The sequence below is a fragment of the Sphingomonas fuzhouensis genome, from assembly GCF_034659795.1.
GTDB classification, from domain to species: domain Bacteria; phylum Pseudomonadota; class Alphaproteobacteria; order Sphingomonadales; family Sphingomonadaceae; genus Sphingomonas; species Sphingomonas fuzhouensis.
This window is the reverse complement of record NZ_JAXSQY010000013.1, coordinates 1-26,269: the sequence shown is the minus strand read 5'-3', so window position 1 is coordinate 26,269 and position 26,269 is coordinate 1. Positions and strand designations below refer to the sequence as shown.

The following is a 26,269-nucleotide window of genomic DNA, read 5'->3' as shown; positions in this document are numbered from 1 at the left end:
TCACTTGACGACCAGCTCGGCGTGCAGCGCGCCGGCGGCCTTGATGGCTTGCAGGATGCCGATCATCCGCTGGGTATCGACGCGTGCCCGCGACAGCCCCTGGACCAGGTCGGCAATGGTCGTGCTGGGGAAACGGAAAGCGCGGTCGCCGACCCCTTGCGCCACGTCGAGCTTGGTGTTGGTGACAACCAGGCTGCGGATGCCGTCACCGGGCTGGACGACATCGCTGGCGAAACCCGCGTAGAAATCGGGTTGCGAAGCGATATTCTCGGCCACCACCGACACCTTGATGTCGCCCTGCGCGATGACGACGGGCGAAATGGTCACGTCGCCGCCCGCGACGACGGTGCCGGTCCGCTCGTTGATGACGACGCGGCGCTGGGTCGCGGGCTCGACCGTAACGCCCTCCAGCGCGGCGAGGAAGCCGGTCAGCCCGGTCGGGGGCCCGGCGAACCGCACGCGTACCTCGTCGGCATTGCGCGCCCAGGCGGTGCCTGCGCCAAAGCGGCGGACGATGCCTTGCGCGATCCGCTCGGCGGTGGCGAAGCTGGGGTCGGACAACAGGAAGGACAGTTCGCCATCGGGCGTCAGGATATGACTGTCGACCGGCGCCTCGATCGTCGCGCCGCCCTCCAGGATGGCGGAGGTGGGATAGTTGCGCTGTTCGCGGTTCAGCTGGCTGTCGAAGCGGTGCCCGCCGACCAGCAGCGGCCCCTGCGCCAAGGCATAGGGCTTGCCGTCCGGTCCGAGCAGCGGCGTCATCACCAGCGTGCCGCCCGCCAGGCTCCGCGCGTCGCCGATCGAGGCGACGCCCGCATCGATCCGGTCGCCGACATTGGCGGAGGCGGGCAGCGTGCCGGTGACCATCACCACCGCGACGTTGCGGCTGCTGATCTCCGTCTCGGCGACATTGGTGCCCAGGCGGTTGAGCACGTTGCGCAGCGCCTGGCGGGTGACGGTGCTGCGCCGCGTGTCGCCCGATCCCGACAGGCCGACGACCAGGCCATAGCCGACCAGCGCATTCTCGCGCCAACCGTCGAACCGGCCGAGCGCCTTGATCGGCACCGTCTGCGCGGCGACGGGGGTCGCGATTATCAGAGCGAACAGGGCGAAGAGAACCCGCATCAGCCAAGCCCCAGGGCGCTGAAGACCCGGTTGATGATGCCCGGCTTCGACCCGCGCGTTACGAAGCCGCGACCGCCATAATCGATCTCGGCATCGGCGATGCGCGACGACAGCACGCTATTGTCGGAGCCGATATCGGCGATGCGGACACGCCCGCGCACCCCGATTTCGGTGCGTTCGCCATTGATCGCCATACGCTGCCGCCCGGTCACGACTAGGTCGCCATTGGGCAGGACGTGGGTGACGACCGCGCTCAGCCGTGCCACCAGCCGCTCGCTGCGCCGCGCCTCACCGCGCCCGGCAAAGCCGCCGCCCAGCGTCGCGCGGGCGCTTTCGTCGAGCGATCCCGCATCAAGCGCGACACTAGCGTCGGTTGCCTTGCGCGTATTGTTCTGCGCCGAATTGCTGGCATCGGCGGACTGGAAGACGACGATGGTGATGGCATCGCCCGGCGCCTGCGCCCGCTGGTCGGTGGCCAGCGCGCTCCAGGCGCTGCCGCGAAACAGATTGTCAGGAACCGGCACGGCGAGCAGGGCGATGGTCAGGATCATCGCGCATCCCCGTGCAGTGAGAGGGGGGCGGCGAAGACCTGGCCTTGCGCGTCGCGGACGAACACCCGGCGACCCGAGCGCCCCGACTGCATGGTCGTCACCGGGCGTTCGATCGCGACCACCCCGGCGGCCGAACGCAAGGTCAGGACCGTGCCCGGCGCGACCCGCTCCGGTACGGCGGGAACCAAGCGGCCGAGTAGGCCACCGGCCGGAACGGCGCTGCGCACCACTGGCTGGCCGTCCGCCCCACCGATCGCCGCGACGGCGCCGCCACATGGGGCAGGCGCGACGTCGCGCGTCGTCACCGTCTGGCCCGCAACAAGCGCATGGCGCGTGGTCCAGCAGATCGGTGCGGTTCTTGCGGCGCCACGGCGGGTGATCGTCACCGGGCCGTTGCCGGTCACCGTCAGTCCGCTCCGCCGGACCAGCGCGGCCGCCGCGGCCCAATTCAGCGTCACCCGCCGCTGTCCTTCGGGCAGGCGCAGCACGACACGCTTCGCCGATGCGCCCGTCAGCGGCCGTCCGCTGCGATCGCGTACCAGGTCCCCCGCCCGCACATCGCGGGCGTCGACCGTCACCGTCGGCACGAGCGTCAGCCCGGCCGCCAAAGCCACCAGCATCATGCCTTTCTCCCGTCCCCGTTCGCCCCCGCCTCAGCGGCGAAGCGTATTTGCAATCCCCATCATCTGGTCGGCGGCCTGGATGATCTGCGCATTCGCGGCATAGGCGCGCTGCACCAGCATCATCCGTACCATCTCGTCGGTCAGCTGGACGTTGGAGCGCTCGATCGAACCCTGGACCAGGTGTCCCGCACCGTCCTCGCCCGGCGGCGTCTCATCCAGACGCGCATCCTCGGCCAGACGGTACAGCCCGCCATCGAGACGCTCGATATTCGCCATGTCGCCCAGCCTTACGAGTCGGATCTGCCCCACCTCGACCGGGGCGGCATTCTCCCCCGCCAGCACCCGGACCGTGCCGTCGGTGCCGATGCGAATCTCGGTCGCGTCGTCGGGAATGGTGATCCCCGCCTTCAGCGCAAAGCCGCCCGCGCCGGTGAGCAATCCGTCGTCACCGACCTTCAGCCGCCCACCGCGCCACAACAGCGTGCGGCCATCGGCACCCATCAGTTCGATGAATCCGGTGCCCTCGATGGCGACATCCATCGCCGCGCCCGTCTTCTGAAGCTCGCCCTGGTCGTTCAGCATCAGCTGAAGGTCGAGCGCGACGCCCGAGAGGGTCGGGGCTGCGGATTGCAGGTCGGTGGGCAATATGACCGGGTCGGGGCCGCTCGCGACGACATCGGCGAAACGCACTTCGGATCGTTTGAACCCGCCGGTGTTGATATTGGCGATATTGTTGGCGATCGCATCGAGCGCGCGCTGCTGCGTGCTGAGGCCCACCGCCCCGACATAATAGGCGTCGCTCATCGCCCGCTGCTCCCGAATGCGCTGACTGCCCGACCGATAAGCTCGTCGTAGAGCTGGATCAGCCGCGCGCCGCTTTCCGCCTGGCGCACCGCGACCATGCTCTGCGTCATCTCGTCGCCCAGCGTGACGTTGGAGCCCTCCAACATGCCCTGGCGCACCACCATGTCCTCGGCCTGGGCCATCGCGCCCTCCGGTGCGGTGTAGAAGCTCTCGCCCACCGCCGTCATCGCGCCCGCATCCGCGCCGGTCTCGATCGCGATGCGCGCGATCGGCCGTTCGCCGTCGAGCACCGTTCCGTCCTGGCGGATGCGCATCGTCGCGCCGTCGAGCACCAGGTCGCCGCCACCCGCCTGCTGAAGCACATAGCCTTGCGAGCTGACCAGCAACCCATCGGCGTCGCGGTGGAATTGCCCCTGGCGCGTGTAGAGGATGCCGTCTCCGGCGCGGACGCGGAAATAGCCTTCGCCACTGATCGCCAGATCGAAGGGGTTCGCGGTCGCCGAAAGCTGCGCCTGCGAACGGTCGTGACGCACCATCAGGTCGACCATGCCGTTGGCAGCGGTCGCGGGCGTCGCCGATCCGGCCGCCATGGCCTGTGCGAAACCGATGCGGCGCTTGTAACCCGGCGTCGCGATGTTGGCGACATTATGCGCCACCACATCAAGCCGCCGCTCCGCCATGCGCATAATCGCCGTCGCGGAGTCCACGAGTCCCGTCATACGCCCCCCTTTCCTGTCAGGGGTGGTTCAACGCCTTGTCACCTCTGGGAGCAAGTTCGATTGACACCGAAACGAACAAGAGGATCGCAGGCCATTTTTGTTGGCTCTCAAATTTCTACGCTGTGGAAATCGCCCCCCCGGCAGATCACGCCGCCGCCTTACGCTTATAAGTTCGCATGATATTTTCGACAGATTTTGACGAGATCCCGGATATGCATGCCTGGAATCAGATCAAATCATGCCGACTTCGCCAGCTCATTGGATTTTTCGACAGGCAAAACGAACCGGATTTTCCCTCCGTATCGGATCGACATGGCCGGGGACATCGGAGCGTCCAGGGAAATCGGGTACTTGGGAGGCCCATGGTAAAAGTTGGTTGGGATCGTTTCGCCCACTCGCTAGCTATCTGTGCATGAAATTTCGTTTTTCCTTCGGCGCGCAGGTATTCGTCGGCATGGCCGTGGGCCTGCTGCTCGGCCTGCTCGCCCGGTCGCAAGGGTTAGCCGGACTGGCCGAGGGCCTGCGCATCGTCGGCGAGAGCTTTGTCCAGCTGCTCAAGGTGCTGGTCGTGCCGTTGGTGTTCACCGCCATCGTCGCCTCGATCGCCGCTTTGCGCGACCTGCACAACGCCGCGCGGCTGGTCGCCGCGACCTTTATCTGGTTCGCGATCACCGCGCTGATCGCGGTCACCATCGGGCTGACGCTGGGCACCGTGCTGCAACCCGGCCTCCATGCGGGCGTCGCGGCGGGCAGCGCGGTGCGGCCCGATACGGCGGGGTCGTGGCTCGACTTCCTGCGCGGGCTGATCCCGTCCAACATCCTCGGCCTGTCCGCCTCGACCAGTGCGGGCGACGGCGGCGCGCTGAAGACCGGGCTGTCGTTCAACATCCTCCAGATCATCGTCATGGCGGTCGCGATCGGTGTGGCGGCAGTGCGGGTCGGCGACAAGGGCGAGAGCTTCCTGTCGTTCAACGCCTCGGCGCTCGCCATCTTCCGGCGCATCCTGTCCTGGGTGATCCGACTGACCCCGATCGGCTCGGGCGCGCTGCTCGGCAATGCGATCGTGCGCTATGGGTGGCAGTCTCTGTCCGCGCTCGGCAGCTTTGCGCTGGCCATCTATATCGGCCTGGGCCTGGTGCTGTTCGTCGTCTATCCGCTGCTGCTGCTCGCCAACGGGCTTTCCCCGAAGCGCTTCTATGCTGCCGCCTGGCCCGCCATCCAGTTGGGCTTCGTGTCGCGGTCTTCGATCGCCACCTTGCCCGTCACCGAGGATGCGGTGGAGCGGCGGCTGGGCGTGCCGCGCGCCTATTCGGCCTTTGCGGTGCCCTTTGCGGCGACGACCAAGATGGACGGGTGCGCCGCCATCTATCCGGCGATCTCGGCGCTGTTCGTCGCGCAATATTATGGCCTGCCGCTGCATGTCGGCGATTATGTGCTGATCGTGCTGGTGTCAGTGCTGGGTTCGGCGGCGACGGCGGGGCTGACCGGCGCGGTCGTCATGCTGACGCTGACCCTGTCGACGCTGGGCCTGCCGCTGGAGGGAGCGGGGCTGCTGCTCGCCATCGATCCGATCCTCGACATGGGGCGGACCGCGATCAATGTGGCGGGACAGGCGCTGGTCCCGACCATCGTCGCGCACCGCGCGGGGCTGATCGAGGACACGCCGCCGGTGGACCGCTTGCCGGAGGTGCCGCAAACAGGGTAAACGCGTCCATGAGCTTGCGCGCAGTGTTCTGGTGAAGTAATACACGCGAGGCCGATGCCGGAACCCCAGATGCGCCCCGACCCATTTAATCCCGACCGTACACCCCTGGACCGGCCCTATGAGCCGGTGGGGCCGCATTATCCACTATACGATGCGGAGACGCAGAGCTGGTCCTTCGGCCCCGACGAGGACGATGCCGGGCCCGAGCGTCCGCGTCGGAACATCCGCTGGGGCCGGTGGATCGCGCGCGGGGCGGGCGCGGGGATCATCCTGCTGGTCATTGCCATCGCCTGGCTGGCCGTCACCGCACCTTTGTCGCGCTCGCTCCAGCCGCCGACGCCACCCTCGATCACGCTGACCGCCGACGACGGCACGCCGATCGCGCGGCGCGGGGCGATCATCGGCGCGCCGGTCGACGCCGCCAAGCTGCCCGCCCATGTGCGCGAGGCGTTCATGGCGATCGAGGACCGGCGCTTCTATTCGCACTGGGGCGTCGATCCGCGCGGTATCCTGCGCGCCGCCTGGCACAATCTGGGCTCGGGCGGGGTGCGCGAGGGCGGTTCGACCATCACCCAGCAGCTGGCGAAGAACGCCTTTCTCGATTCCGACCGCACGGCGGGCCGCAAGATCCGCGAGGCGATGATCGCCTTCTGGCTGGAGGCGTGGCTGACCAAGGACGAGATTCTCTCGCGCTATCTGTCCAACGTCTATTTCGGCGACAATGTGTACGGCATCACCGCCGCCTCGAAACATTATTTCGGCCGCACGCCTGACAAGCTGAACATCGGCCAGGCCGCGATGCTGGCAGGTCTGGTCAAGGCACCCTCGCGCCTCGCCCCCACCACCAATCTGAAGGGCGCGCGCGCCCGGCAGGCCGTGGTCGTCGCGGCGATGGAGGATGCGGGCTTCCTGACCAAGGCGGAGGCCGATGCCGTCCAGCCGCAGCGCGTGCTCGCCTCGCGGCCCGAGACTTTGCCCTCGGGCACCTATTTCGCGGACTGGGTCCTGCCCGAGGCCCGCGATCAGGCGGGCGAGATCAAGACCGAGGCGACCGTCCAGACCACGCTCAATCCCCGGCTGCAAAGGATCGCCGAGCGCACCGTGCGCAGCGCCGGGCTGAACCAGGCGCAGGTCGCCTTGGTCGCGATGCGCCCCGATGGCCGCGTCGTCGCGATGGTCGGCGGCAAGGATTATTCCAAGAGCCCGTTCAACCGCGCCACCCAGGCCCGCCGCCAGCCGGGTTCGGCCTTCAAGCTGTTCGTCTATCTGGCCGCGCTCCGCTCGGGCATGACCCCGGACTCGACCATCGAGGACGAGCCGATCGACATCGCCGGGTGGAAGCCGCGCAACAGCGACGGGCGCTATCTGGGCAAGATCACGCTGCGTCAGGCGTTCGCCCGCTCGTCCAACGTGGCGGCCGCGCGGCTGACCCAGGCGGTGGGCGTCAAGTCGGTCGTCAAGGCGGCGCGCGATCTGGGCATCACCACGCCAATCCCCAACGAGGCGACCATCGCGCTGGGCACCTCGACCGTCAGCCTGCTGGAGCTGACCGCCGCCTATGCCGCGGTCGCCAATGAAAGCTATCCGGTTGCCGCGCGCGGGCTGAACGACGTCAAGGAAAAGGGTTGGTATCAGTCGCTGACCGACCGCAAGACCGGCTTTTCCTCGGCGGTGCATGACGGGATGCTCGACCTGTTGTCCTCCTCGATCAAGACGGGGACCGGACGGCAGGCGCTGCTGACCGTCGACGCCTATGGCAAGACCGGCACGACGCAGGATTCGCGCGACGCGCTGTTCATGGGCTTCGCGCGCGATCTGGTGGTCGGCGTGTGGGTCGGCAATGACGACAACACCCCCAATCCCGGCCTGTCGGGCGGCGGTGTCCCTGCCCGCATCTGGCGCGCCTTCATGCAGTCCGCGCTCGACATCCCGCCCGTGGCCGCGCCGGTGGTGCAGGAACAGGTCGATCCCGACGCGCTGGCCAACGGCATGGAGGAAGAAACCATGCCCGCCGCCGATCCGGTCGGCGACATCATCCAGGGCCTGGGCCTGGACGTGAAGATGGGCGATGACGGATCGATCACCGTCGGCGGCACAGGCCGCCGCCGCCCCGACCGCGCAGGCCCGCCCCCGGAAGATCGCCGCCCGCCCGACGAGCGCGACGAAGAGGAGTAACGCACGCTTTCGGGCGGGAGATATCTTTTCCATCTTCGCGTCGTCGCGGCTTCGCGCGAACAAAGATGGATCACGCGAAGCCGCGAGGACGCGAAGAGGACTATGTTCGCGCAGAGGCGCGGAGGACGCCGAGAAGCGCTCGATATTCCTCCCCTGTAAGGGGAGGTGGCAGGCCGAAGGCCTGACGGAGGGGTGTACCCGTCGGAAGGCAATATCAAAATCGCGACTGGCAACACCCCTCCACCATGCTTCGCATGTGTACGGCCGAGATGGCACCCCCGGCACCATCTTGACGTGCCGGGGGCACGTCAAAGCCCGTACACCCTCCCCTTGCAGAGGAGGAATGGAAGAACGATCCGTAATCACTCTCTGCGTCCTTTGCGCCTCTGCGCGAACAAAAACGGTGAGCCGGGAGGACTTGCCCTCCCCACCCTTTCGTCGTTAAACGCCCGTTATTCGCAAGGACCCGGTGAAATTCCGGGTGGCTATTCCGGCCGCCGATCCGCCGGACAACAGAATGCATGGTTCCTATCCCGCTCTCCTGTCGTGAGCGCGCGTCGCCATGCGCGATATTCTGGTATTTTCATGACTGCTGACACCTATCGAACCCAATGGTTCTCGGGGCTGGGCGACGCACGCCGCGACGTGCTCGCCGGACTGGTCGTCGCCCTCGCACTGATCCCTGAGGCGATCGGTTTTTCGATCATCTCGGGCGTCGATCCGCGCGTCGGACTATACGCCTCCGTCGCCATCGCGATCGTCATTTCCTTTACCGGCGGGCGGCCCGCGATGATTTCCGCCGCAACCGCCGCCGTCGCGGTCGTCGTCACTCCGCTGGTGCGCGAGCATGGCGTCGATTACCTGTTTGCCGCCACCATCCTGATGGGGCTGATCCAGATCGCCGCAGGGTTGCTCCGCCTCGATCTGGTGATGCAGTTCGTCTCGCGCTCGGTCATCACCGGCTTCGTCAACGCACTCGCCATCCTGATCTTCATGGCGCAGCTGCCGCAGCTGACCGGCGTGACCTGGCATAGCTATGCGATGGTCGCAGGCGGTCTCGCCATCATCTACCTGCTGCCGCGCGTGACCAAGGCAGTCCCCTCACCGCTGGTCGCGATCCTCGTGCTGGCGGCGATCAGCATCGCGATGGGCCTCCCGGTGCGCACGGTCGGCGACATGGGCCGTCTGCCCGAGGGGCTACCCAGCCTGACGCTGCCGAACGTGCCGCTGACGTGGGAGACGCTACGCATCATCCTGCCCTATTCGCTGACCATGGCGGCCGTCGGCCTGCTCGAATCGCTGCTGACTGCGCAGATCGTCGACGACATGACCGACACCGACAGCGACAAGCGCCGCGAGTGCATGGGACAGGGCGGCGCGAACATCGCCGCCGCGCTGGTCGGCGGCATGGGCGGTTGTGCGATGATCGGCCAGTCGGTCATCAACGTCACGTCCGGGGGACGCAAGCGGCTGTCGACGTTGACCGCCGGGGTCGTGCTGCTGATCCTGCTGGCGGGGTTGGGGCCGGTCGTCGGGCGCATTCCGATGCCGGCGCTCGTTGCCGTCATGGTGATGGTGTCGATCGGAACGTTCAGCTGGAACTCCATCCCCAATCTGCGCCGCCATCCGGCAACCTCGTCGGTGGTCATGCTGGTGACGGTGGCCGTGGTCGTCGCGACCCATGATCTGGCACGCGGCGTCCTGGCAGGCGTGCTGCTGTCGGGCATCTTCTTTGCGGGCAAGGTCCGCCGCCTATTCGCGGTCGAGCGGATCGAGGACGCAGGTACGGTGCGCTATCGGGTGACGGGCCAGATCTTCTTCGCCTCGGTCGACCGCTTCACCCGTGCTTTCCAGGCGGAACCGGGGCGCAGCGTCGTGATCGACGTATCAGCCGCGCATTTCTGGGATATTTCGGGCGTGGGCGCGCTCGACAAGATCGTCGCGCGGTTGCGGCGCGACGGGGCGGGTGTCGCGGTGATCGGCTATAACCGGGCCAGCGCCGACCTGGTCGACCGCTTCGCGCTGCATGACAAGACGGGCGTCGAACTGGGTCTCGCGCCGCACTGACGCGCAAGCCGGGGGAGCGGTGTTGACCTACTCCCTCGCCTCCCCCAAACGCCTGGGCCATGCGCTTTTTCTCGGATAACGCCGCCCGTATCCACCCCAAGGTGATGGAGGCCATCGCCGCCGCCGACCAGATGGACACCGCCTATGACGGCGACCGCTGGTCCCAGGCGCTGGACGGGCGGCTGTCCGAGCTGTTCGGGACGGCCGTCGAGGTGCTGTGGGTGCCCACCGGCACCGCCGCCAACTGCCTGGCACTGGCGGCACTCTGCCCGCCTTATGGCGGCGTGGTCTGCCACCGCGACTCGCATATCCAGAATGACGAGGGCGGCGCGCCCGAATTCTACACGCACGGCGCTAAGCTGATGCTGGCCGATGGCGAGGGGGCGAAGCTGACCCCCGACACGATCCGCACCCTGATCGACGCCATCGCCAACGACGTGCACCGGGTCCAGCCGCACGCCATCTCGATCACCAACGCGACCGAATATGGCCGGGTCTACAACCCCGACGAGGTCGCTGCGATCGGCAAGCTCGCGCACGAACGGGGCCTGGGCTTTCATATGGACGGCGCGCGCTTCGCCAACGCAGTGGCGCGGCTGGGCTGCACGCCCGCTGCGCTGACCTGGCAGTCCGGGGTGGACGCGCTGTCCTTCGGCTTCGTCAAGAACGGCGCGATGAGTGCCGAGGCGCTGGTCTTCTTCAAGCCCGGCCTGGCGGACGTCACCCGCCGCCGCCGCAAGCGCGCCGGGCTGCTGATGTCCAAGGGCCGCTATCTGGCGGCGCAGGTGCTGGCGATGGTCGAGAACGATCTGTGGATCGCCAATGGTGCGCTCGCCAATGCCTGTGCCGAACGGCTGGCCGGGGCAGCGGGCGAGCGGCTGGTCCACCCCGTCGAGGCGAACGAGGTCTTCGTGCGCGCCACGCCCGAGGAAGCCGCCAAGCTTCGCGCGCAGGGTTTCGACTTTTACGACTGGGCGGAGGGAGAAATCCGGCTCGTCACCGCCTGGGACACCGACGCGGGAGCGGTCGGCCGCCTCGCCGACGCGATCGCCGCCTTATGAGCGAGTTCGACACCAGCCCGCGCTCGACCCGCGCCGCCGTCCTCATTCCCTTTGCCATCGTCACGCTGATCTGGGGATCGACCTGGCTGGTCATCCGCGACCAGATTTCGGTCGTGCCCGCCACCTGGTCGGTCAGCTATCGCTTCCTCGTCGGTGGCCTCGCCATGGGCGCGTTTGCGCTCGCCCGGCGCGAGAATTTCCGGCTCGGCACCACCGGCTGGCTGTTCGCCGCCGGGATCGGGGTGTTCCAGTTCGTCCTCAACTTCAACTTCGTCTACCGAGCGGAGGCGTACATCACCTCAGGGCTGGTCGCGGTCGTCTTTGCGATGCTGCTGATCCCCAATGCGGGGTTCGCGCGGCTGTTCCTAGGCCAGCGCATGGGGCGGCAGTTGCTGGTCGGCTCCGCCATCGCAATGGCGGGCGCAGCCCTGCTGTTCGTGCATGAGGCGCGGGTCGATCCTGCCGGGCCAGCCCGCGCGCTGACCGGCATCGCGCTGACCATCGTGGCGATCCTGTCCGCCTCTACGGCGAACGTCATGCAGGCGACCAAGACCGCCAAGCGTTTCCCGATGCACGCGACGCTGAGCATCGCGATGCTGATCGGCTCCGCGCTGGACGCGGTCATCGCCTATAGCCTGAACGGCCCGCCGGTGTTCGAGATGCGCGCGGGCTATATCGTCGGCATCCTCTATCTCGGGCTGTTCGCCTCGGCTTTGGCCTTTCCGCTCTATTACCGGGTGCTGCGCACCATCGGTCCGGCCAAGGCGGCCTATTCCAGCGTCATCGTGCCGGTGATCGCGATGAGCCTGTCGACGGTGTTCGAGGGCTATCGCTGGTCGCTGCTGGCGGGCGCGGGGGCGGCAGTGACGGCGGCCGGGCTGGTCATCGCGCTCAAGGCGCGCAGGCCCAACCGGTAATCGGGATAGCGCGGACGCCAGTTCAGCACCCGCTTCGCCTTGCCGTTCGCCACCCGCCTGTTCTCGGCATAGAAACCGCGCGCCGCATCCGACAGGCTTTCCAGCGGCACGAGCGGCGGCGGTGGCAGCCCGGCGAGCGTGGCGGCATAGGACACCACCGCATCCTGGTCGCACGGGAAATCGTCGGAGAGGTTGTACGCCCCCGCCGGACCGTCGAACCCGGCGACGATCCCTGAGACGATGTCGGCGATATGCACCCGGCTGAACACCTGTCCGGGCAGGCCGACCCGGTGCGCCCTTCCGCCGCGAACCCGGTCGATCGGCGAACGGCCGGGGCCGTAGATGCCGGGCAGCCGGAACACTCGCGCGCCCAAAGCCTGCCAGTCCGCATCCGCCGCCGCCCGCGCCGCGCGCCGCCCCGAGCCGATGGGGGCGGTTTCGTCCACCCACGCGCCGCCGGTGTCGCCGTATACGCCGGTCGAGGAGAGATAACCGAGCCAGGCGTCCGACCGAGCCAGTTGCGCGCCGTAGGCGACCAGCACCGGGTCATGGTCGCCCTCGGGTGGAACCGAGGACAGGATATGCGTGGCGGCGGAGATCTCCGCCTCCACCCGCGCCCGGTCGTCGAAGCGGAGCGTATTGCCGCGCCCGTCACGGGTCGTCCCCGCAACGGACCAGCCACGTCCCTCCAGCAAGGCGGCCAAGTGACCGGCGGCATAGCCCATGCCGAAGACGAACAGCTTACTCACCCGACCTCCATCCGTGGCCTTCGACGACCCTCACGCTGAACGGATGGGGGGCGGCTTGGCTGCACGAAGCCCCCGCCCCTCACTTCGCCGCCATCGGCCCTTTGTAGAGCGTGCCGAAATAATCCCCCTTGTTCCACACCGGCCGCTCGGGCGCGTCGGCGATCTCGCGGGCGATGGCGTAGTTCACGCTGACGAAGCGCGGTCCCTGGCTCCAGTCGATGCCCTGGTCGATCTCGTCGCCCACACGGTGATAGCGGTGGCTCATGAAGTCCTCGACCGCCGCCTTGCCCGGCCCCTTTTGCCCCGGCCACAGGAAGACCGAGGGGATGCCCTTCTGCACGAAGCGGAAATGGTCGGAGCGGACGAAAATGCCTTCCTCGGGCATCGGATCGGGCGAGACGGGCAGGTCCATCGCCGCCACCGCCTTACGCACGATCGGCCCCAGGGTCGAGCGGTCGGCCCCGAACACCACCATATCCTCGAACTTGTAGGTCAGGATCGGCATGTCGAGATTGACGTCGGCGACGATCGACTTCAGCGGCACGGTCGGGTGGTTGGCGAAATAGTCGGAGCCGACCAGCCCTTTCTCCTCCGCCGTCACCGCCAGGAACATGACGGTGCGCTTGGGCGGGGTGGCGGCCTTGAAGCGCTTGGCCTCCTCGATCAGGCTGGCGATGCCGATCGCATTGTCGAGCGCGCCATTGTTGATCCGGTCGCCATCGCCGCCTTCATTGGTGCCGATATGGTCGAGATGTGCGGACAGGATGACGACCTGATCCTTCAGCTTGGGATCGCTGCCGGGGATCAGGCCGATGACGTTGCTGCTGTCCATCGGCTTGAAGCTGGTCTTGGACGAAACCGTCAGCTGCCCCCTGGCGGCCAGCGGCTTATAGGCGGGCTTCGGCGTGGCGGCCGCCTTCACCACCGCGTCCCAGCCCTTGCCGAACAGCTTGGCCGCGCCCGCCTGCGACAGGGTGCCGAGCACCGGGGTCGAGGGCGTCATCGCATGCGCGGTGCCGTCCGGGTTCGCCCAGGTCACGCGCGGCGCGTTATAATAGCGGGCGAGCGAGGCGAAGGGGCGCTGCCGCCCGCCACCGCGCGGCATGTCGATCTGGATCGCGCCAACCGCACCACGCGCCGCCGCCAGCGACGCCTTGTTCGCCGCCGATCCGAAAAAGGCGCGTTCCTCGCCGCCCAGCCCTTCGGGCGTGCCGGGGACGAAGGCGACGATCTTGCCGCGCACATCGACGCCCTTGTAATCGGTCAGGCCATATTGCGCGGCGTCGATGCCGTATCCGACGAAGACCACGGGCGCGCTGACGCTCGTCTCGCGCTTGTCGGGCACGGGCGAGGGTACGAAATCCTCACCGAAGACCAGTTCCTGCGGCTGGCCACCCGCCGGGGTCCACAAGGCGCTGCCCTTGTCGGCGACGTTATAGGCGACCAGCGGCACATTCTGGAGATAGCCGCCATTGTCACCGCCGGGCCGCAAGCCCGCCGCATAGAATTGCGCCGCCACATATTGCGCGGCGATGTCATAATCGCGGGTGCCCGCCTCGCGCCCCGCCATCGCATCCGACGCCAGGAACATCACATGCGCCTTCATCGCCGCCTGATCCTCGGGGAGCGGTGCGGTGATGACGGCATTGCGCTCGGCCGGGCTGCGCTGTGCCTTTGCCTCGACCGGCGCGGCGCTAGTCGCTTGATAATGCAGGTGATCGTGATCATGCGCGAAGGCGGCGGTGGACAGAAGAAGCAGCGGCAGCAGAGCCGTCGAACGCGACATGCAGGACCTTTCGGGGAGAGGATATGGCACAGGCGTATCACGCCGCCCCCCGCGATCAAGTCCGCGTCCCTTGGATCGAAACGATTTTTACCCGGCCGCCGCCAGTGGCCCTGCTGCCTGCCGCACACTATAGTCCCGCCATGGATATTCAGCGCAGCGCCGCCCAGCCCAGCACGACCGCCTCCGCCATCCGGCGCGAGGATTACAGCCCGCCCGCCTGGGAGGTGCCGCAGATCGCGCTCGACTTCGCGCTGGCCCCCGCCGACACCCGCGTCCGCGCCGCGCTGACCGTCACACGCAGCGGCGCGCATGACGAACCCCTGCGGCTCGACGGCGCAGGGCAGACGCCGCTGTCGGTCAAGGTCGACGGCGTCGCGGTGAACGACTGGCGGATCGAGGGTGAGCAGCTGGTCGTGCCGCTGTCCGGCGACTCCCATATCGTCGAGACCGAGGTGTCGATCGCGCCCGAAAGCAACACCCAGCTGATGGGGCTCTATGCCTCGGGCGGGAATCTCTGCACCCAGTGTGAGGCGGAAGGGTTTCGCCGCATCACGTTCTTCCCCGACCGGCCCGATGTGCTGAGCGTCTACCGCGTGCGCATGACCGCCGACCGGGGGCGCTATCCGGTGCTGCTCGCCAATGGCGATCCGATTGCACAGGGCGATAACGATGACGGCACGCATTGGGCGGAGTGGCACGACCCCTTCCCCAAGCCGTCCTATCTGTTCGCGCTGGTCGCGGGCGATCTGGCGGTCAACGCGTCGACCTTCACCACGATGAGCGGGCGCGAAGTGCGCTTGGGCATCTGGGTCCGTGCCGCCGACCTGCCCAAGACCGACCACGCGCTCCATGCGCTGAAGCTCTCCATGGCGTGGGACGAGCGGGTCTATGGCCGCGAATATGATCTCGACGTGTTCAACATCGTCGCGGTCGACGATTTCAACTTCGGCGCGATGGAGAATAAGGGGCTGAACATCTTCAACAGCCGCTACATCCTCGCCGATCCCGATACCGCGACCGATTACGACTATGACGCGATCGCCGCCGTCGTCGCGCACGAATATTTCCACAACTGGTCGGGCAACCGGATCACCTGCCGCGACTGGTTCCAGCTTTCCCTGAAGGAAGGTTTCACCGTCTATCGCGACCAGTGTTTCTCCGCCGACCAGGGATCGGCGGCGGTCAAGCGGATCGAGGATGTGCGCGGGCTTCGCGCCAGCCAGTTCCCCGAGGATTCGGGCCCGCTCGCCCATCCGGTACGCCCCGAAAGCTATATCGAGATCAGCAACTTCTACACGGCCACCATCTATAACAAGGGTGCCGAGCTGATCCGCATGATGGCGACGATGCTGGGCCCGGTGAAGTTCCGCGCCGCGACCGACCTATATTTCAGCCGCTTCGACGGCACGGCCGCGACCTGCGAGGATTTCGTCGCCTGCATGGAAGAGGCGGGCGGCATCGACCTGTCGCAATTCCGCCTTTGGTATAGCCAGGCCGGTACGCCGCGCGTCTCGGCCGGGCTGTCCCACGAACCCGGCGGCGGCCGCGCCGAACTGCGCCTCGCCCAGCATATCCCCGCCACGCCGGGGCAGAGCGTCAAGCAGCCGATGCTGCTCCCGCTCAAGGTCCGGCTGTTCGGCGCGGAGACAGGGCGTCCGCTCACCGACGAAAAGCTGATCCTGCTCGACCAGGTGGCCGAGACGATCACGTTCGAGGCCATCACCGAGCGCCCCATCCTGTCGATCAATCGCGGCTTTTCCGCCCCCATCGTGGTGGAGAGCGACCGTACGGCGGAGGACCTCGCCTTCCTGTCCGCGCATGACGACGATCCCTTCGCCCGCTATGAGGCGATGCAGCAGCTGATGCTCGACACGCTGGTCGCGGGCACCATCCACGGCGCGGTAAAGGGTCAGGCGGTGATCGACGCCGTCACCCGCACGCTGGAGGCCGAGGGGTTGGAGCTGGCCTTCCTCGCCGAGGCGGTGCTGTTGCCGTCGGAGAATTTCATCGGCGACCAGCTCGTCACCGTCGATCCCGATGCGATCCATGCCGCGCGTGAAGAACTGCGCACGCAACTGGGCCAGGCGCTGTTGCCGACCTGGCGGCGGCTCTATGCGGAGCTGGCGCAAGGCGCTTATGTCTATTCGCCCGAGGCCAAGGGACGCCGCCGCCTGCGCAACGTCGCGCTCGGCTATATCGCGGCGAGCGGCGCCGAGGATGCCGCCGCACTGGCCTTCGCGCAGTTCGAGGCGGCGGACAATATGACCGACCGGCAGGCGGCGCTGACCACGCTGGTCAGTTCCGACGCACCCGAGCGCGAGGACGCGCTGGCCGACTTCCATGCGCGCTATGCCGGTAACGGGCTGGTCCTCGACAAATGGTTCCAGACCCAGGCGCTGTCGTCGCGCAGCGACACCGGCGCGGTGGTCGAGCGGCTGGTCCGGCATCCCGACTTTACGCTCGCCAACCCCAATCGGGCGCGGGCGGTGCTGGGGGCGTTCGGGGTCAACCAGCGCGCGTTCAACGCCGCCGACGGCTCGGGCTATCGTTTCCTGGCGGACCAGCTGATCGCGCTCGATCGACTCAACCCGCAGACCGCGGCCAAGCTGCTCCCGCCGCTCGGCCGCTGGCGCCGGTTCGACGCCAAGCGCTCCGCGCTGATGCGCGCGGAACTGGTGCGGATCGTGGAGACGCCGGGCCTGTCCAAGGATCTGTTCGAACAGGCGTCGAAGAGCCTGGACTAACCTTATTCCTCCCCAAGCCCTGCTTGGGGAGGGGGACCGCCGGGCGTAGCCCGGTGGTGGAGGGGCATTCTCGCTGGCCGGGACACCCCTCCGTCAGGCCTTCGGCCTGCCACCTCCCCTTACAGGGGAGGAATATTACTGCGCCTTCGGCTTCAAAAACCCTTCCATCACGATCCAGCGGTAAAAGGCATCGAACCACCCCGTGCTGGTCGTCGCCTTCGGATACATGCCAAAGCCGTGCCCGCCCCGGCCGTAAAGGTGGAACTCGACCGGCTTCTTCGCCGCCAGCCAGCCGTCGATCAGGCCGAAGCCCTTGCCCGAAAACAGCGGATCGTCGGCGGCGATCGCGGCGAACATCGGCGGTGCGTCGGCGGGCACCGTCATCGGCTGAAGCGGGCCATAGATGTCGCCGATAAAGGCGGGCTTGGCCTGCCCGTCGAGCACGGTCGCGACGGTCAGCATCGCGCCCGCCGAAAAGCCGACCATGCCGACCCGGTTCGGATCGACCTTCCACTCGCCCGCGCGCTGACGGACCAGCGCGAAGGCGGCGCGGGAATCGGCGATCTGCGGCGCGAGGCCCTTCAGCGCGTCCTCCGGGTTCGGCCGTGCGGCGGGGCGCGCCACGCTGGAGAACATCGCGGTCATCGACTTTTCGAACGCGGCCATATCGGCGGGCGTCTGGTTCAGCCGGTATTTCAGGACGAAGGCGGCGATGCCGCGATCGGCCAGCGCCTTGGCCACGTCCCAGCCTTCATTCTGCATCGACAGGGTGCGGAAACCGCCGCCGGGTGCGACGATGACGGCCGCGCCGGTCGCCTTGGCGGGATCGGGCAGGAAGGGGGTGAGCGTCGCTTCCGTCACATTCCGGGCGAACACGCTCTTATACTGGCTGTGCCAGCTCTCCGCGTTGGTCGCGCCGGGCAAGGGCCCGGTTTTGAGCGGAATGGCGCTTGGCTGTGCCGGGATGGCGATCGGCACCATCTTGTCGTCCTGCGCTATAACGGGTGCGGCAATCGATAGCGCGAACATAGCCGCCAGCGCGTGGCGGGCCCAGCGATTGGACTTCATATCCCCTCCTGTTCTCCGTGGGTTATGTCCCTACGGTCGAGATGGGATGGTACGCGCCGCAGCGCCGAGCGCAAGCAAAAATGTTAAGGCTAACAAGCAGGAAAAGCGCCTGTCGCCAAGGGATTGGCGAGGCGTCAGAACAACCGTCCCCCATTGGGCACGGGCAAATCCGGTGCGATCAACACGACTTCGCCGTCCGCATCGGGAAAGCCCAGCGTCAGCACCTCGGACATCATCGGCCCGATCTGTCGGGCCGGGAAGTTGACCACTGCCGCCACCTGCCGCCCGACCAGCGTCTCCGGCGTATAATGCCGCGTGATCTGCGCCGAGGACCGCTTGACCCCGATCACCTCGCCGAAATCGATGGTCAGCTTGATCGCGGGCTTGCGGGCTTCGGGGAAGGGTTCGGCGGCGATGACGGTGCCGACGCGGATGTCGACCGCCAGGAAATCCGCGATCCCGATGCGGGGCGCGGGCGCGTCAGAAGTCGACATTGTCGTAATGCGATGGCGGTGTGACCATCTCCATCCGCTCGGACAGGAGCGGGCGGAAGGAGGGGCGACTCTTCAGCCCGCGATACCAGCGCGCGGTCTGCTCATGCCCCTTCCAGTCGATGCCGCCCAGATAATCGGCGACCGAAATCTGCGCCGCCGCCGCCAAGTCGGCCAGACTCATCGTCGCGCCGCCCAGCCAGTTGCGATGGTCGAGCAGATAATCGGTGTAATCCAGATGCCCAACCGCCGCCTTCATCGCTTCGCGCAAGCCCTTGGCATCGGGGCTGCCGGTGCGTGCAACGCGCTTGACCATGCGTTCGTGGAGCAAGGGGCCGGTCACGTCCTGATAGAAATGCGTGTCGAACCACGTCACCAGCCGCCGGATTTCAGCGCGGCCGACGGCGGTGCCGTTGATCATCGCCGACTTCTCAACCGTCTCCTCGAAAAACTCCGAGATCGCCATCGAGTCGACCAAGAGGACGCCGCGCTCCTCGTCGACCATCACCGGGGTCTGCCCGGCGGGGTTCATGTCGAGGAACTCGTCGCGCCGCTGCCACGGCGATTCGCGCACCAATTCATAGCCGACGCCCTTCTCGCCCAGCAGCAGCCGGACCTTGCGTGAAAAGGGACAGAGCGGGAATTGGTAGAGTTGCCACATGCCGCCCACTTAAGCGGGCAGGACGCGCGACGCCAACCCCGCCGACAATGTTTTCACCCCTTGGCCCGCGCGGGGCGGCGCAACCGGCGCTGCCCAAGCACGACGCCGCTGATCGACAGGACCAGCCCGGCCAATGACCAGAGCCACATCCAGCCGGTCCAGACCCGATAATGCGCGGTCAGCCACGGCCAGTCCCAGGTGTGGAGCAGCGTATAGACCCAGCGATAGGCACGCCGCGTGCCATCCTGCCGCTCGACCAGCGCACCACTCATGGGATCGACATAGAGCCAGGTCGCCGCCGCATCGTCGAACCGCAGCCGCCAGAGCGGCAGCCGCGTCGCATCGGTCCAGTAGAAGTCGGGCCGAACCAGCCATTCGCGCGCCACTTCTCGCCCGCCCTGCACCAGCATCGCCGCGCGCACCGGATCGGCGGCGCGTGCTGGCTGAAGCGTCGCCTGCTCCAGCCAGCGTGGATGCGGCGAGGCGCGGTCGATCGCGATCCGGGCGAACCCGGCGTCCCCGCTCCACGCGACGCTACGCGCATGCGGCGCGATCCGGGCCAGCCGGTCGAGATCATGCGGCGCGCCCGCCTGCCCGGCATAGGCCCGCATCGCCGCCGCCGGGGCCTCCCCTCCCGCAAAGGCGTGGCCCGGATCGACCGACAGCCAGCCGCTGACGATCCAGGTCGTCAGCATCACGCCGCCCGCCAGTCCGCTGACATGGTGCCAGAGCATCCATCCGCGATAGGGCGTCATCCGCCCGCCGCGATAGCGCCGCCGCCCGGCCCGCAGCCGCAAGATGCCGATCCACAGGCCGGTCAGCGCGACCGCGATGCATGGCCCGGCCACCCACATCACCGCCTGCCGCCAAGCCTCCCGGTCGCGGCGCAAGATGGTCGGGTAGATCCAGTGCGGCACCGAGCCCAGCCAGTTCCACACACGCTGTGTCCGCGTGGTCCGCTGCACCGGCTGGCCGGTCATGCTGGAGATATAAAGTTCGGTTCCCGCGTCATCGACCAGCGCGACTTTCCACAAGGGGCGATGCCGGTCGAACCCGCCCGCCACCGTCCATTGGTCGTCCGCGATCCGCTCGACGGTGCGAACCGGCCCGGCGAACCGGGTCGCGACGCGCCTGGCCCGTGCGGCGTCGACGGGAGCGACCGCACCGCCCTCCGCCGACAGGATGCGGGTGTCGCCTGCGCGGCTCTCGATCCGCCAGACCGGCGCTCCGTCGCGCATCTCCAGCGTGATCCGCCGCGCGTCCGGCGCTACCGGCGCGCGTCCTGCCCGCGCCCAATCGATCGGCTGCGCGCCCGCCCAGATCGCCGCCGGGCTGAGCAACGGATAGGGGACGTAGAGCATCACCAGCCCGCTTGCGAACCACATAGCGAAGAACAGGCAGGTGACGATCCCGACCCAGCGATGGGTGAGGAAGGCGAGCCGCAAGCCCGCCTTCCCCCAAGGCCGGTCAGAACCCGGCACGAAGCGTCACGTCGAGTGCACGCGGGCGGCCCAATATCCATTGCTGGTCGCCATAAGCGGTGACGGCATAGGCCTTGTCGAACAAATTATAGACGCGGACATCGACCGCCAGGCGCGGCGTCAGCGCATAGGACAAGGTGGTATCCACCGTCGCATAACCGGGAATGCGGAACGCCTCGCCATTGTCGGAGAAACGCCGCCCGACATAACGCAGCCCGGCGCGCGCCTGCACCTTGGCCGACGCATCCCAGCGCAGCCAGAGATTGGCCAGCGCCTCGGGCACATTGGGTGGGGTCCGGCCGCTATAATCGACGCCGCCCGAGCGGAAATCGTCGAACCGCGCATCGAGCAGCGTGCCGTTCGCGTCGATCCCGAAGCCCTGCGGCAGATCGAGCGTCACGGCGGCTTCCACGCCTTGCGACGACCGCTGGCCGACCTGTTCGACCGGACTACCAAGCGTGCGCTGGACGAGCAGCCCCGTCTTGACGATACGATAGGCGGCCAGCGTCGCGGTGCCGTGGCCGTTCGCGAACAGCCATTTGGCCCCCGCCTCGACCTGATGGCCGCGCGCATTACTGAACTGCACCTGCCCGGTCGATACGGTGGTCAGCGTGCCCAGCGGATCGACGCCGGTGGCATATTGCGCATAAAGCGACAGGGCCGGCACCGGCTGATAGACCAGCCCCGCCCGCCAGGTCGCGTTGCGGAACGTCTTTTCCAGCACGAAGCGATCGGGCGTAGCGACGGTCCAGCGACGGACATTGTCGACCTCGTAGCGCACACCGCCGACCACCGACCATTTCGGGCCGAGCGTCACCCGGTCCTCGGCAAACACCGCCAGCGCGGTGGTGCGGGTGCGATAGCGCGGGGCGATTCCTTGCGTATCCAGAAAGCGACCCGGATCGAAGGCGAAGGGATCGACCGCATCGACCTGCTCGACCGAACCGAAGTCGTTCTCATGGGTGAAGCGGACCAGATTGGCGTCCAAGCCGACGACCAGGGCATTGGTAACGCCCGGCGCGATTCCGGTGCGCCAGGTCGCGCTGGCCTGATCGCCCCATTGGGTCAGGTCGTGGCGGATGCCGTAATTGCTGCTCCGCCGGATCGTGCCCGGCGTGCCCGCCGATCCGTCGGCGCAGGCGCCGCTGGCCCCCACCCAGCAATAGCTTTCCAGATTGCGCCAGAAGCGGTCGCTGGTCAGGACATAGGCGATGTTGGACAGGCTGACCGAAGCGCTCGGCGTCCAGTCGACCCGGATCAAGGCGCGGTCGTCGCGGAAGCGCATCCGCGCATCGCCGACATTATAGTTGCGATCGCGCACCGCCAAGTTCAGCCGCCCGTCGATCAGCGGGGTGCCGAAATAGGTCATGGGCCGCTGGTCGCCATGATCGCCGCGCACCGTCACCGCCAGTGTCGCGGACGGGGTCCAGCGCAGCGTGCCCGACAGCGCGACGCTGTCCGACCGCCCCCGATCGACATAGCCGTCCGACCGGTGATAGCTGGCATCCACCCTATAGCCGAGCGTCGGGGTCAGCGGCCCACCCAGCCCGGCGGCGGCGCGGAAACTGTCCTGCGCGCCGTATCCGATCTCGGCCTGGCCATGGGTCTGCGCGGTGGGCGCGCGCATCACGACATTCACCGCACCGCCCAGCGCCCCCTGCCCATAGAGAACCGAGGCGGGGCCGCTCAACACGTCGATCCGCTCGACCATCCAGGGGTCGGTGGGGAAGGTGATCGTCCCGGCCGCCGGGAACAGCCGCACGCCGTCGATCAGTTGCAGCACCGATCCCTGCCCCGAAAATCCCCGCGCGGCCAAGGCGGTGCCGCCATTGCCCGGATCGGCGACGCTCGACAGGCCGGGCGCACGCGTCTCCGCCTCCACGATCGACAGGTCCCCGCGCGCGCGGATCGTGTCGCCGTCGAGCGTCATGATGCTGGCGGGCGTCTCCAACGGGGTCAGGCCCAGCCGACTGCCGGTGGCGTTGGGCGTATCGAGCGCCGGTTTCTCACGCGACCCGATCACCAGCACGGTGGGATCGCCTGCCTGCTCCTCAAGCTTTTGCGCCCCGGCCTCGGTCGCCCCTAGCAGTAGCGCCGCACCGCCCCACAGGCCCAGTCGGACCTGTCCAATTCTGTTATGATATATCATTTTATTGCCCATAGCGTCTTGTCGCGAACAAGCCGAGGCCTTCCGATCGTTGCCGAACGGCCGGATGCCATGCGTGCGGCACGCCAATTTCCGCATTCCCCATGGCCACCCATGCGCCTCCGCCACTTATGGCGTCGCTCGTCGGAACGGACCTAGCCTCGACCATCCCCTGGACCGGGCATGAGCGACCTGACGCCGGCAGGTCTCCTGGCTCACGGGTCATCGCGGGAACATGCGCCTTCCCAGGTTACCCCAGTGGCTGGATCGCCCCTATGGCCGATCCGTGCAGTTCCGCTCACCGCTTACAGTTGCAGGGACAGCCGCGGATTCGGGCCAAAGCCCTCACCGTGTTCCCTTTTAATCCCCCTTGTCGGGGGAACCGGCGCGATCATATCACCGGATCATTCCGGCCGCGCATCGCTAAGCGGAAGCCTTATGATGCGTCAAGCGGGATGAGGTGGCGGCACGCTTGCGCTATGGCGGCGGGATGGCACGCAAGAACCGCTATCTGACCGCGACGATGCCCGATGGCTATGTGAAGACGATCGGCCCGACATCGCAGCCCTTCACCCATTATTGGCGGATCGTCGCCGATCTGGGTGGCGGCAAGACGGACGTGTTCTGGGGCCACGCCAAGTCGCGCAAGGCGGCCATGGCGAACGATGCCGCCATGGCCGAAGCGGTACGGCAGCGCGGTTGGGTGGGCTATCAATTCGAGGTGGTCGAACTGGTGGAGTCGGACGAGCCCCCCGAAGGAGGGAAGAAGGCCTCCCCTGCCAGGCGAGGTCGCAAGGCGAAAGCCTGACCGGGGACGTTCCCATATTCCAGCGCCGGGCATCAGCGATGGCGATCCGGTCAGGAGGCGCGCCGCATCCTGGGGCTTTGGGGTGGGGCAAAGCCGGGATCGACGTCGAAGCGCATGGCCGAGGAGACGAGCGTGCCGCCCCGCAACGGCGACGCTGATGATGACGGCCCCGATGCCTGGGCTCAGTCCGCTGCCCCATCGGTAATCGAGGATTTGCGCCCGGCCCGCGCAGCGATCCCCGCGCCGATACCGAGGCACTGAGAAAGGCTCGGATCAACAGCCTCCTCTATGTCTCACCCGATACCGGCCATGAGTTTCAGACCTGTCGGCGCAGCCTTCCGGCCATGGTGCCGCTACTCTTGCGGAATTGAGGGGGATGACAGGGCCGGGGTCAAGCTGCCCCCGGCCCTGTCGCCATCGGCCAGGATCAGTTCCGCAGGCTGTCGGGAACGATACCCCCATTCTCGGCAAGCTTCGCCATCACGGCCTTGTGAAGCGCGATATTCTGCTCGGCCGAACCATCCTCGGCGGCATGGACGCCCAGTTCGTCGGCCAGCTGCTTGCGTGCGGCAAGGCTGGAATCGAGGTCGAGCAGCTTGAGCAGGTCGACGATCGAGCTTTGATAATGGCCCCCGCCGCCCTTCATGGACGCCATTTCGGACAGGACCGCGCCGACATCGACAGTTTGCGGTGCGGACGCGGGGGCGGCGGGCGCCGGGGCCGCCGGTGCGGCTTGGGTCGGGGCTTGGGCCGGTGCGGGCGTCGGCTGAGCCGGACTGGGGGCAGGCGTCGCCTGGGCGTTGCCGCCATGGTGGAATATCTTGTTCAGAATATTGCCGAAGATGCTCATGGGCTGGTTCCTTCGCTGTTCGGTTCGCGGCGATGCGCGCTTCAACGACGTAGCGGCCCATCCGGGTCCACCGCATGGGAACGTCATCGCCCGACAGACGCTTATCCCCCATCTCCTTCGCAATTTCAGGGGTTTGCCATGACCATCCGTACGACACTTATCGCCACCACCGCCCTTCTCGCGCTGGCGGGCTGTGGCCGGAACCAGGATAATGCGTCGACCTACACGACGAACGGTGCCGATACCGTCAACCAAGCGGATACCACCGCGCCCGCCTCAACGCAGACCGCAACGACCAGCGCCGCGCAGAGCTTTGCCAACACGGCCGCGGCCAGCGACGCCTTCGAGATCGCAACGTCCCAACTGGCGTTGACCAACGGCGCTTCGGCCTCGGTCAAATCCTTCGCCCGCAAGATGATCGAAGCGCATGAGACATCGACCGCCAAGCTGAAGACGTTGACCGCCGGAATGACGCCCGCCCTCACCCCCAACCCGGCTCTGAACGCCGAGCAGCAGCAGACGCTGGATCGGCTGAAGGGTCTGAACGGCAAGGCGTTCGACGAAGCCTATATCGCAGGCCAAACCGCCGGACACCAGCAGACGCTGGACGCGCTGAAAGCCTATGCCACGACCGGCGATGCCCCACAGCTCAACACCTTCGCGACCGACCTGATCCCAACGGTGACCGCGCATCTCAACATGGCCAAAGGGCTGAAGGCGTAACATCGACAGCGTTCGACGGGCGCAGGCGCATCCGAATGCCCCAGAAAGGCGAGCATGGTCGACATGCTCGCCTTTCTCAAGATGATGAGGGCTGAAAGGCTGTCCCGGGTTCAGCGCCATAAAGTCGGACAGCACAGCCTCAGCGACATGGCACCCGCCGCATTTGTCGACCAGCCCTGTGATCTGCCTCCGCGTCATCGAACGGATTTAAGCAGTTGCCGAATTCCGTGCGAGAGGCTCACAGGGCGAACCTATGCGGCGGTCACCGCCGATCGAAAGGCATTGGGCTTAGTGCCCTGATGAACGAGGGAGAGTGATTGGCGATCGCCTATTGGGCGGCCTTTGCAAGTGCGCCGCCTCTGCAAGAAACGCTGAAAGCGTTTTGGCGAACGAACAATCGGCAATCTCTCCGAAATCTGGTGGCGAGTATCGCCACCCCACCCTTTGTCAGATGATCGACGAACGGGAGGCAGAAAGGGCTCTCTGATTGCGCGAAACGCCACTGTCGACCAAGGGCATCATCCGTCTTGTAGGTCCAATTCCAAGCGTGGGTGGCCGACTTGCGCACTACGCTGGAAGCCCCTGCGGTACGCGGGCAGGCCGTCACGGCTACCGAGAGCGTGACGATCTATCCGGATGAGCGGGATTGCCCTGCGGCGGAGGTGATGGCCAGCGTGGTGGCTTTGGTGGGGCATGCCACAAACGGCAACGCCGCCCGTTGGGGCGGCGTGAGCGGTTTCGATAGGAATGGTTGCGGGGGCAGGATTTGAACCTGCGGCCTTCAGGTTATGAGCCTGACGAGCTACCGGGCTGCTCCACCCCGCGCCAAGAAGGTAAGGTGGTGGACAAGTGAATGGGTTTTTGTTGTGTTCGCGGACTGTAATGCCTGGCGACGCCCTACTCTTCCACTGCTTGAGCAGTAGTACCATTGGCGCAGTCGGGTTTCACGGCCGAGTTCGGGATGGGATCGGGTGGGACACCGACGCTATGGCCACCAGGCAATAGAGTCCGCGAA

At 67.1% G+C, this 26,269-nt stretch carries 21 protein-coding genes, 1 tRNA gene, 1 rRNA gene, 1 riboswitch and 1 other annotated feature; of the genes, 8 read left to right on the top strand and 15 right to left on the bottom strand.

Annotation, left to right across the window (positions count from 1 at the left end; all coding sequences use genetic code 11):
• The 5 genes from flgI to U1H82_RS18090 are packed head-to-tail and all read right to left on the bottom strand — an operon-like array spanning nt 1 to nt 3,822.
• On the bottom strand, nt 1–1,125 hold the full coding sequence (flgI, locus tag U1H82_RS18110) for a flagellar basal body P-ring protein FlgI (protein ID WP_322966387.1): 1,125 nt from the start codon (nt 1,123–1,125) through the stop codon (nt 1–3).
• The gene (locus U1H82_RS18105; RefSeq protein WP_322966386.1) at nt 1,125–1,676 is read right to left on the bottom strand and encodes a flagellar basal body L-ring protein FlgH; all 552 of its coding nucleotides are present in this window, start codon (nt 1,674–1,676) and stop codon (nt 1,125–1,127) included. The genes flgI and U1H82_RS18105 overlap by 1 nt, the downstream gene beginning before the upstream one ends.
• Entirely contained in the window at nt 1,673–2,299 is a 627-nt protein-coding gene (locus U1H82_RS18100; RefSeq protein ID WP_322966385.1) for a hypothetical protein, read from the bottom strand. Before U1H82_RS18100 ends, U1H82_RS18105 begins: the two co-directional genes overlap by 4 nt.
• 30 nt (nt 2,300–2,329) lie before the next feature.
• Entirely contained in the window at nt 2,330–3,103 is a 774-nt protein-coding gene (locus tag U1H82_RS18095) for a flagellar hook-basal body protein (RefSeq protein ID WP_322966384.1), read from the bottom strand.
• Entirely contained in the window at nt 3,100–3,822 is a 723-nt protein-coding gene (locus U1H82_RS18090) for a flagellar hook-basal body protein (protein ID WP_322966383.1), read from the bottom strand. The genes U1H82_RS18095 and U1H82_RS18090 overlap by 4 nt, the downstream gene beginning before the upstream one ends.
• Before the next feature lie 412 nt (nt 3,823–4,234).
• Here U1H82_RS18090 and U1H82_RS18085 point away from each other — a divergent pair, with 412 nt between their 5' ends.
• The 5 genes from U1H82_RS18085 to U1H82_RS18065 all read left to right on the top strand — a co-directional run bounded on the left by U1H82_RS18085 (nt 4,235) and on the right by U1H82_RS18065 (nt 11,747).
• Nucleotides 4,235–5,527: a dicarboxylate/amino acid:cation symporter gene (locus U1H82_RS18085; RefSeq protein WP_322966382.1), complete on the top strand. Its 1,293-nt coding sequence runs from the start codon at nt 4,235–4,237 to the stop codon at nt 5,525–5,527.
• A 69-nt stretch (nt 5,528–5,596) separates the two neighbouring features.
• Complete coding sequence (locus U1H82_RS18080; RefSeq protein WP_322966381.1) at nt 5,597–7,702, top strand: transglycosylase domain-containing protein; 2,106 nt, start codon at nt 5,597–5,599, stop codon at nt 7,700–7,702.
• A gap of 459 nt (nt 7,703–8,161) precedes the next feature.
• Nucleotides 8,162–8,217, top strand: a sequence feature (sul1 is cis-regulatory element that is thought to sense ions involved in sulfur or methionine metabolism; They are found in Alphaproteobacteria).
• Between the two features lie 70 nt (nt 8,218–8,287).
• On the top strand, nt 8,288–9,769 hold the full coding sequence (locus U1H82_RS18075) for a SulP family inorganic anion transporter (protein WP_322966380.1): 1,482 nt from the start codon (nt 8,288–8,290) through the stop codon (nt 9,767–9,769).
• Nucleotides 9,770–9,828: 59 nt separating this feature from the next.
• On the top strand, nt 9,829–10,830 hold the full coding sequence (locus U1H82_RS18070) for a threonine aldolase family protein (RefSeq protein ID WP_322966379.1): 1,002 nt from the start codon (nt 9,829–9,831) through the stop codon (nt 10,828–10,830).
• Nucleotides 10,827–11,747, top strand: a complete 921-nt coding sequence (locus tag U1H82_RS18065) for a DMT family transporter (protein WP_322966378.1) — start codon at nt 10,827–10,829, stop codon at nt 11,745–11,747. The genes U1H82_RS18070 and U1H82_RS18065 overlap by 4 nt, the downstream gene beginning before the upstream one ends.
• On the opposite strand, the gene U1H82_RS18060 is transcribed toward U1H82_RS18065, so the two are convergent.
• Entirely contained in the window at nt 11,657–12,496 is an 840-nt protein-coding gene (locus U1H82_RS18060) for a Rossmann-fold NAD(P)-binding domain-containing protein (protein ID WP_322966377.1), read from the bottom strand. The two genes, U1H82_RS18065 and U1H82_RS18060, sit on opposite strands and share 91 nt — an antisense overlap.
• A gap of 79 nt (nt 12,497–12,575) precedes the next feature.
• Nucleotides 12,576–14,282: a M28 family metallopeptidase gene (locus tag U1H82_RS18055; RefSeq protein ID WP_322966376.1), complete on the bottom strand. Its 1,707-nt coding sequence runs from the start codon at nt 14,280–14,282 to the stop codon at nt 12,576–12,578.
• A gap of 140 nt (nt 14,283–14,422) precedes the next feature.
• On the opposite strand from U1H82_RS18055, the gene pepN reads away from it, so the two are divergent.
• Complete coding sequence (gene pepN, locus U1H82_RS18050; RefSeq protein WP_322966375.1) at nt 14,423–17,026, top strand: aminopeptidase N; 2,604 nt, start codon at nt 14,423–14,425, stop codon at nt 17,024–17,026.
• A gap of 135 nt (nt 17,027–17,161) precedes the next feature.
• Here pepN and U1H82_RS18045 read toward each other — a convergent pair whose 3' ends face one another.
• The 5 genes from U1H82_RS18045 to U1H82_RS18025 all read right to left on the bottom strand — a co-directional run bounded on the left by U1H82_RS18045 (nt 17,162) and on the right by U1H82_RS18025 (nt 22,876).
• Nucleotides 17,162–18,094 (bottom strand): alpha/beta hydrolase, encoded by a 933-nt coding sequence (locus U1H82_RS18045; RefSeq protein WP_322966374.1) that lies wholly within the window; start codon nt 18,092–18,094, stop codon nt 17,162–17,164.
• Between the two features lie 134 nt (nt 18,095–18,228).
• On the bottom strand, nt 18,229–18,588 hold the full coding sequence (locus U1H82_RS18040; protein WP_322966373.1) for a tRNA-binding protein: 360 nt from the start codon (nt 18,586–18,588) through the stop codon (nt 18,229–18,231).
• Nucleotides 18,575–19,246 (bottom strand): glutathione S-transferase family protein, encoded by a 672-nt coding sequence (locus tag U1H82_RS18035; protein WP_007405605.1) that lies wholly within the window; start codon nt 19,244–19,246, stop codon nt 18,575–18,577. Before U1H82_RS18035 ends, U1H82_RS18040 begins: the two co-directional genes overlap by 14 nt.
• A gap of 53 nt (nt 19,247–19,299) precedes the next feature.
• Complete coding sequence (locus U1H82_RS18030; protein WP_322966372.1) at nt 19,300–20,691, bottom strand: PepSY-associated transmembrane domain-containing protein; 1,392 nt, start codon at nt 20,689–20,691, stop codon at nt 19,300–19,302.
• Between the two features lie 22 nt (nt 20,692–20,713).
• Nucleotides 20,714–22,876 carry a TonB-dependent receptor gene (locus U1H82_RS18025; protein ID WP_322966371.1) on the bottom strand — a complete coding sequence of 721 codons (2,163 nt, stop codon included), beginning with the start codon at nt 22,874–22,876 and terminating at the stop codon, nt 20,714–20,716.
• Nucleotides 22,877–23,056: 180 nt separating this feature from the next.
• Nucleotides 23,057–23,275: riboswitch (cobalamin riboswitch) on the bottom strand.
• A gap of 88 nt (nt 23,276–23,363) precedes the next feature.
• Between U1H82_RS18025 and U1H82_RS18020 the strand changes: the two genes are divergently transcribed.
• The gene (locus U1H82_RS18020) at nt 23,364–23,681 is read left to right on the top strand and encodes a hypothetical protein (RefSeq protein WP_322966419.1); all 318 of its coding nucleotides are present in this window, start codon (nt 23,364–23,366) and stop codon (nt 23,679–23,681) included.
• Nucleotides 23,682–24,108: 427 nt separating this feature from the next.
• On the opposite strand, the gene U1H82_RS18015 is transcribed toward U1H82_RS18020, so the two are convergent.
• Nucleotides 24,109–24,531: a DUF3597 domain-containing protein gene (locus tag U1H82_RS18015; RefSeq protein WP_322966370.1), complete on the bottom strand. Its 423-nt coding sequence runs from the start codon at nt 24,529–24,531 to the stop codon at nt 24,109–24,111.
• Between the two features lie 138 nt (nt 24,532–24,669).
• On the opposite strand from U1H82_RS18015, the gene U1H82_RS18010 reads away from it, so the two are divergent.
• Entirely contained in the window at nt 24,670–25,254 is a 585-nt protein-coding gene (locus U1H82_RS18010; RefSeq protein WP_322966369.1) for a DUF4142 domain-containing protein, read from the top strand.
• Between the two features lie 748 nt (nt 25,255–26,002).
• Here U1H82_RS18010 and U1H82_RS18005 read toward each other — a convergent pair.
• A tRNA-Met gene (locus U1H82_RS18005) sits at nt 26,003–26,079 on the bottom strand.
• Nucleotides 26,080–26,138: 59 nt separating this feature from the next.
• Nucleotides 26,139–26,253, bottom strand: a 5S ribosomal RNA gene (rrf, locus tag U1H82_RS18000).
• Between the last annotated feature and the right edge of the window lie 16 nt (nt 26,254–26,269).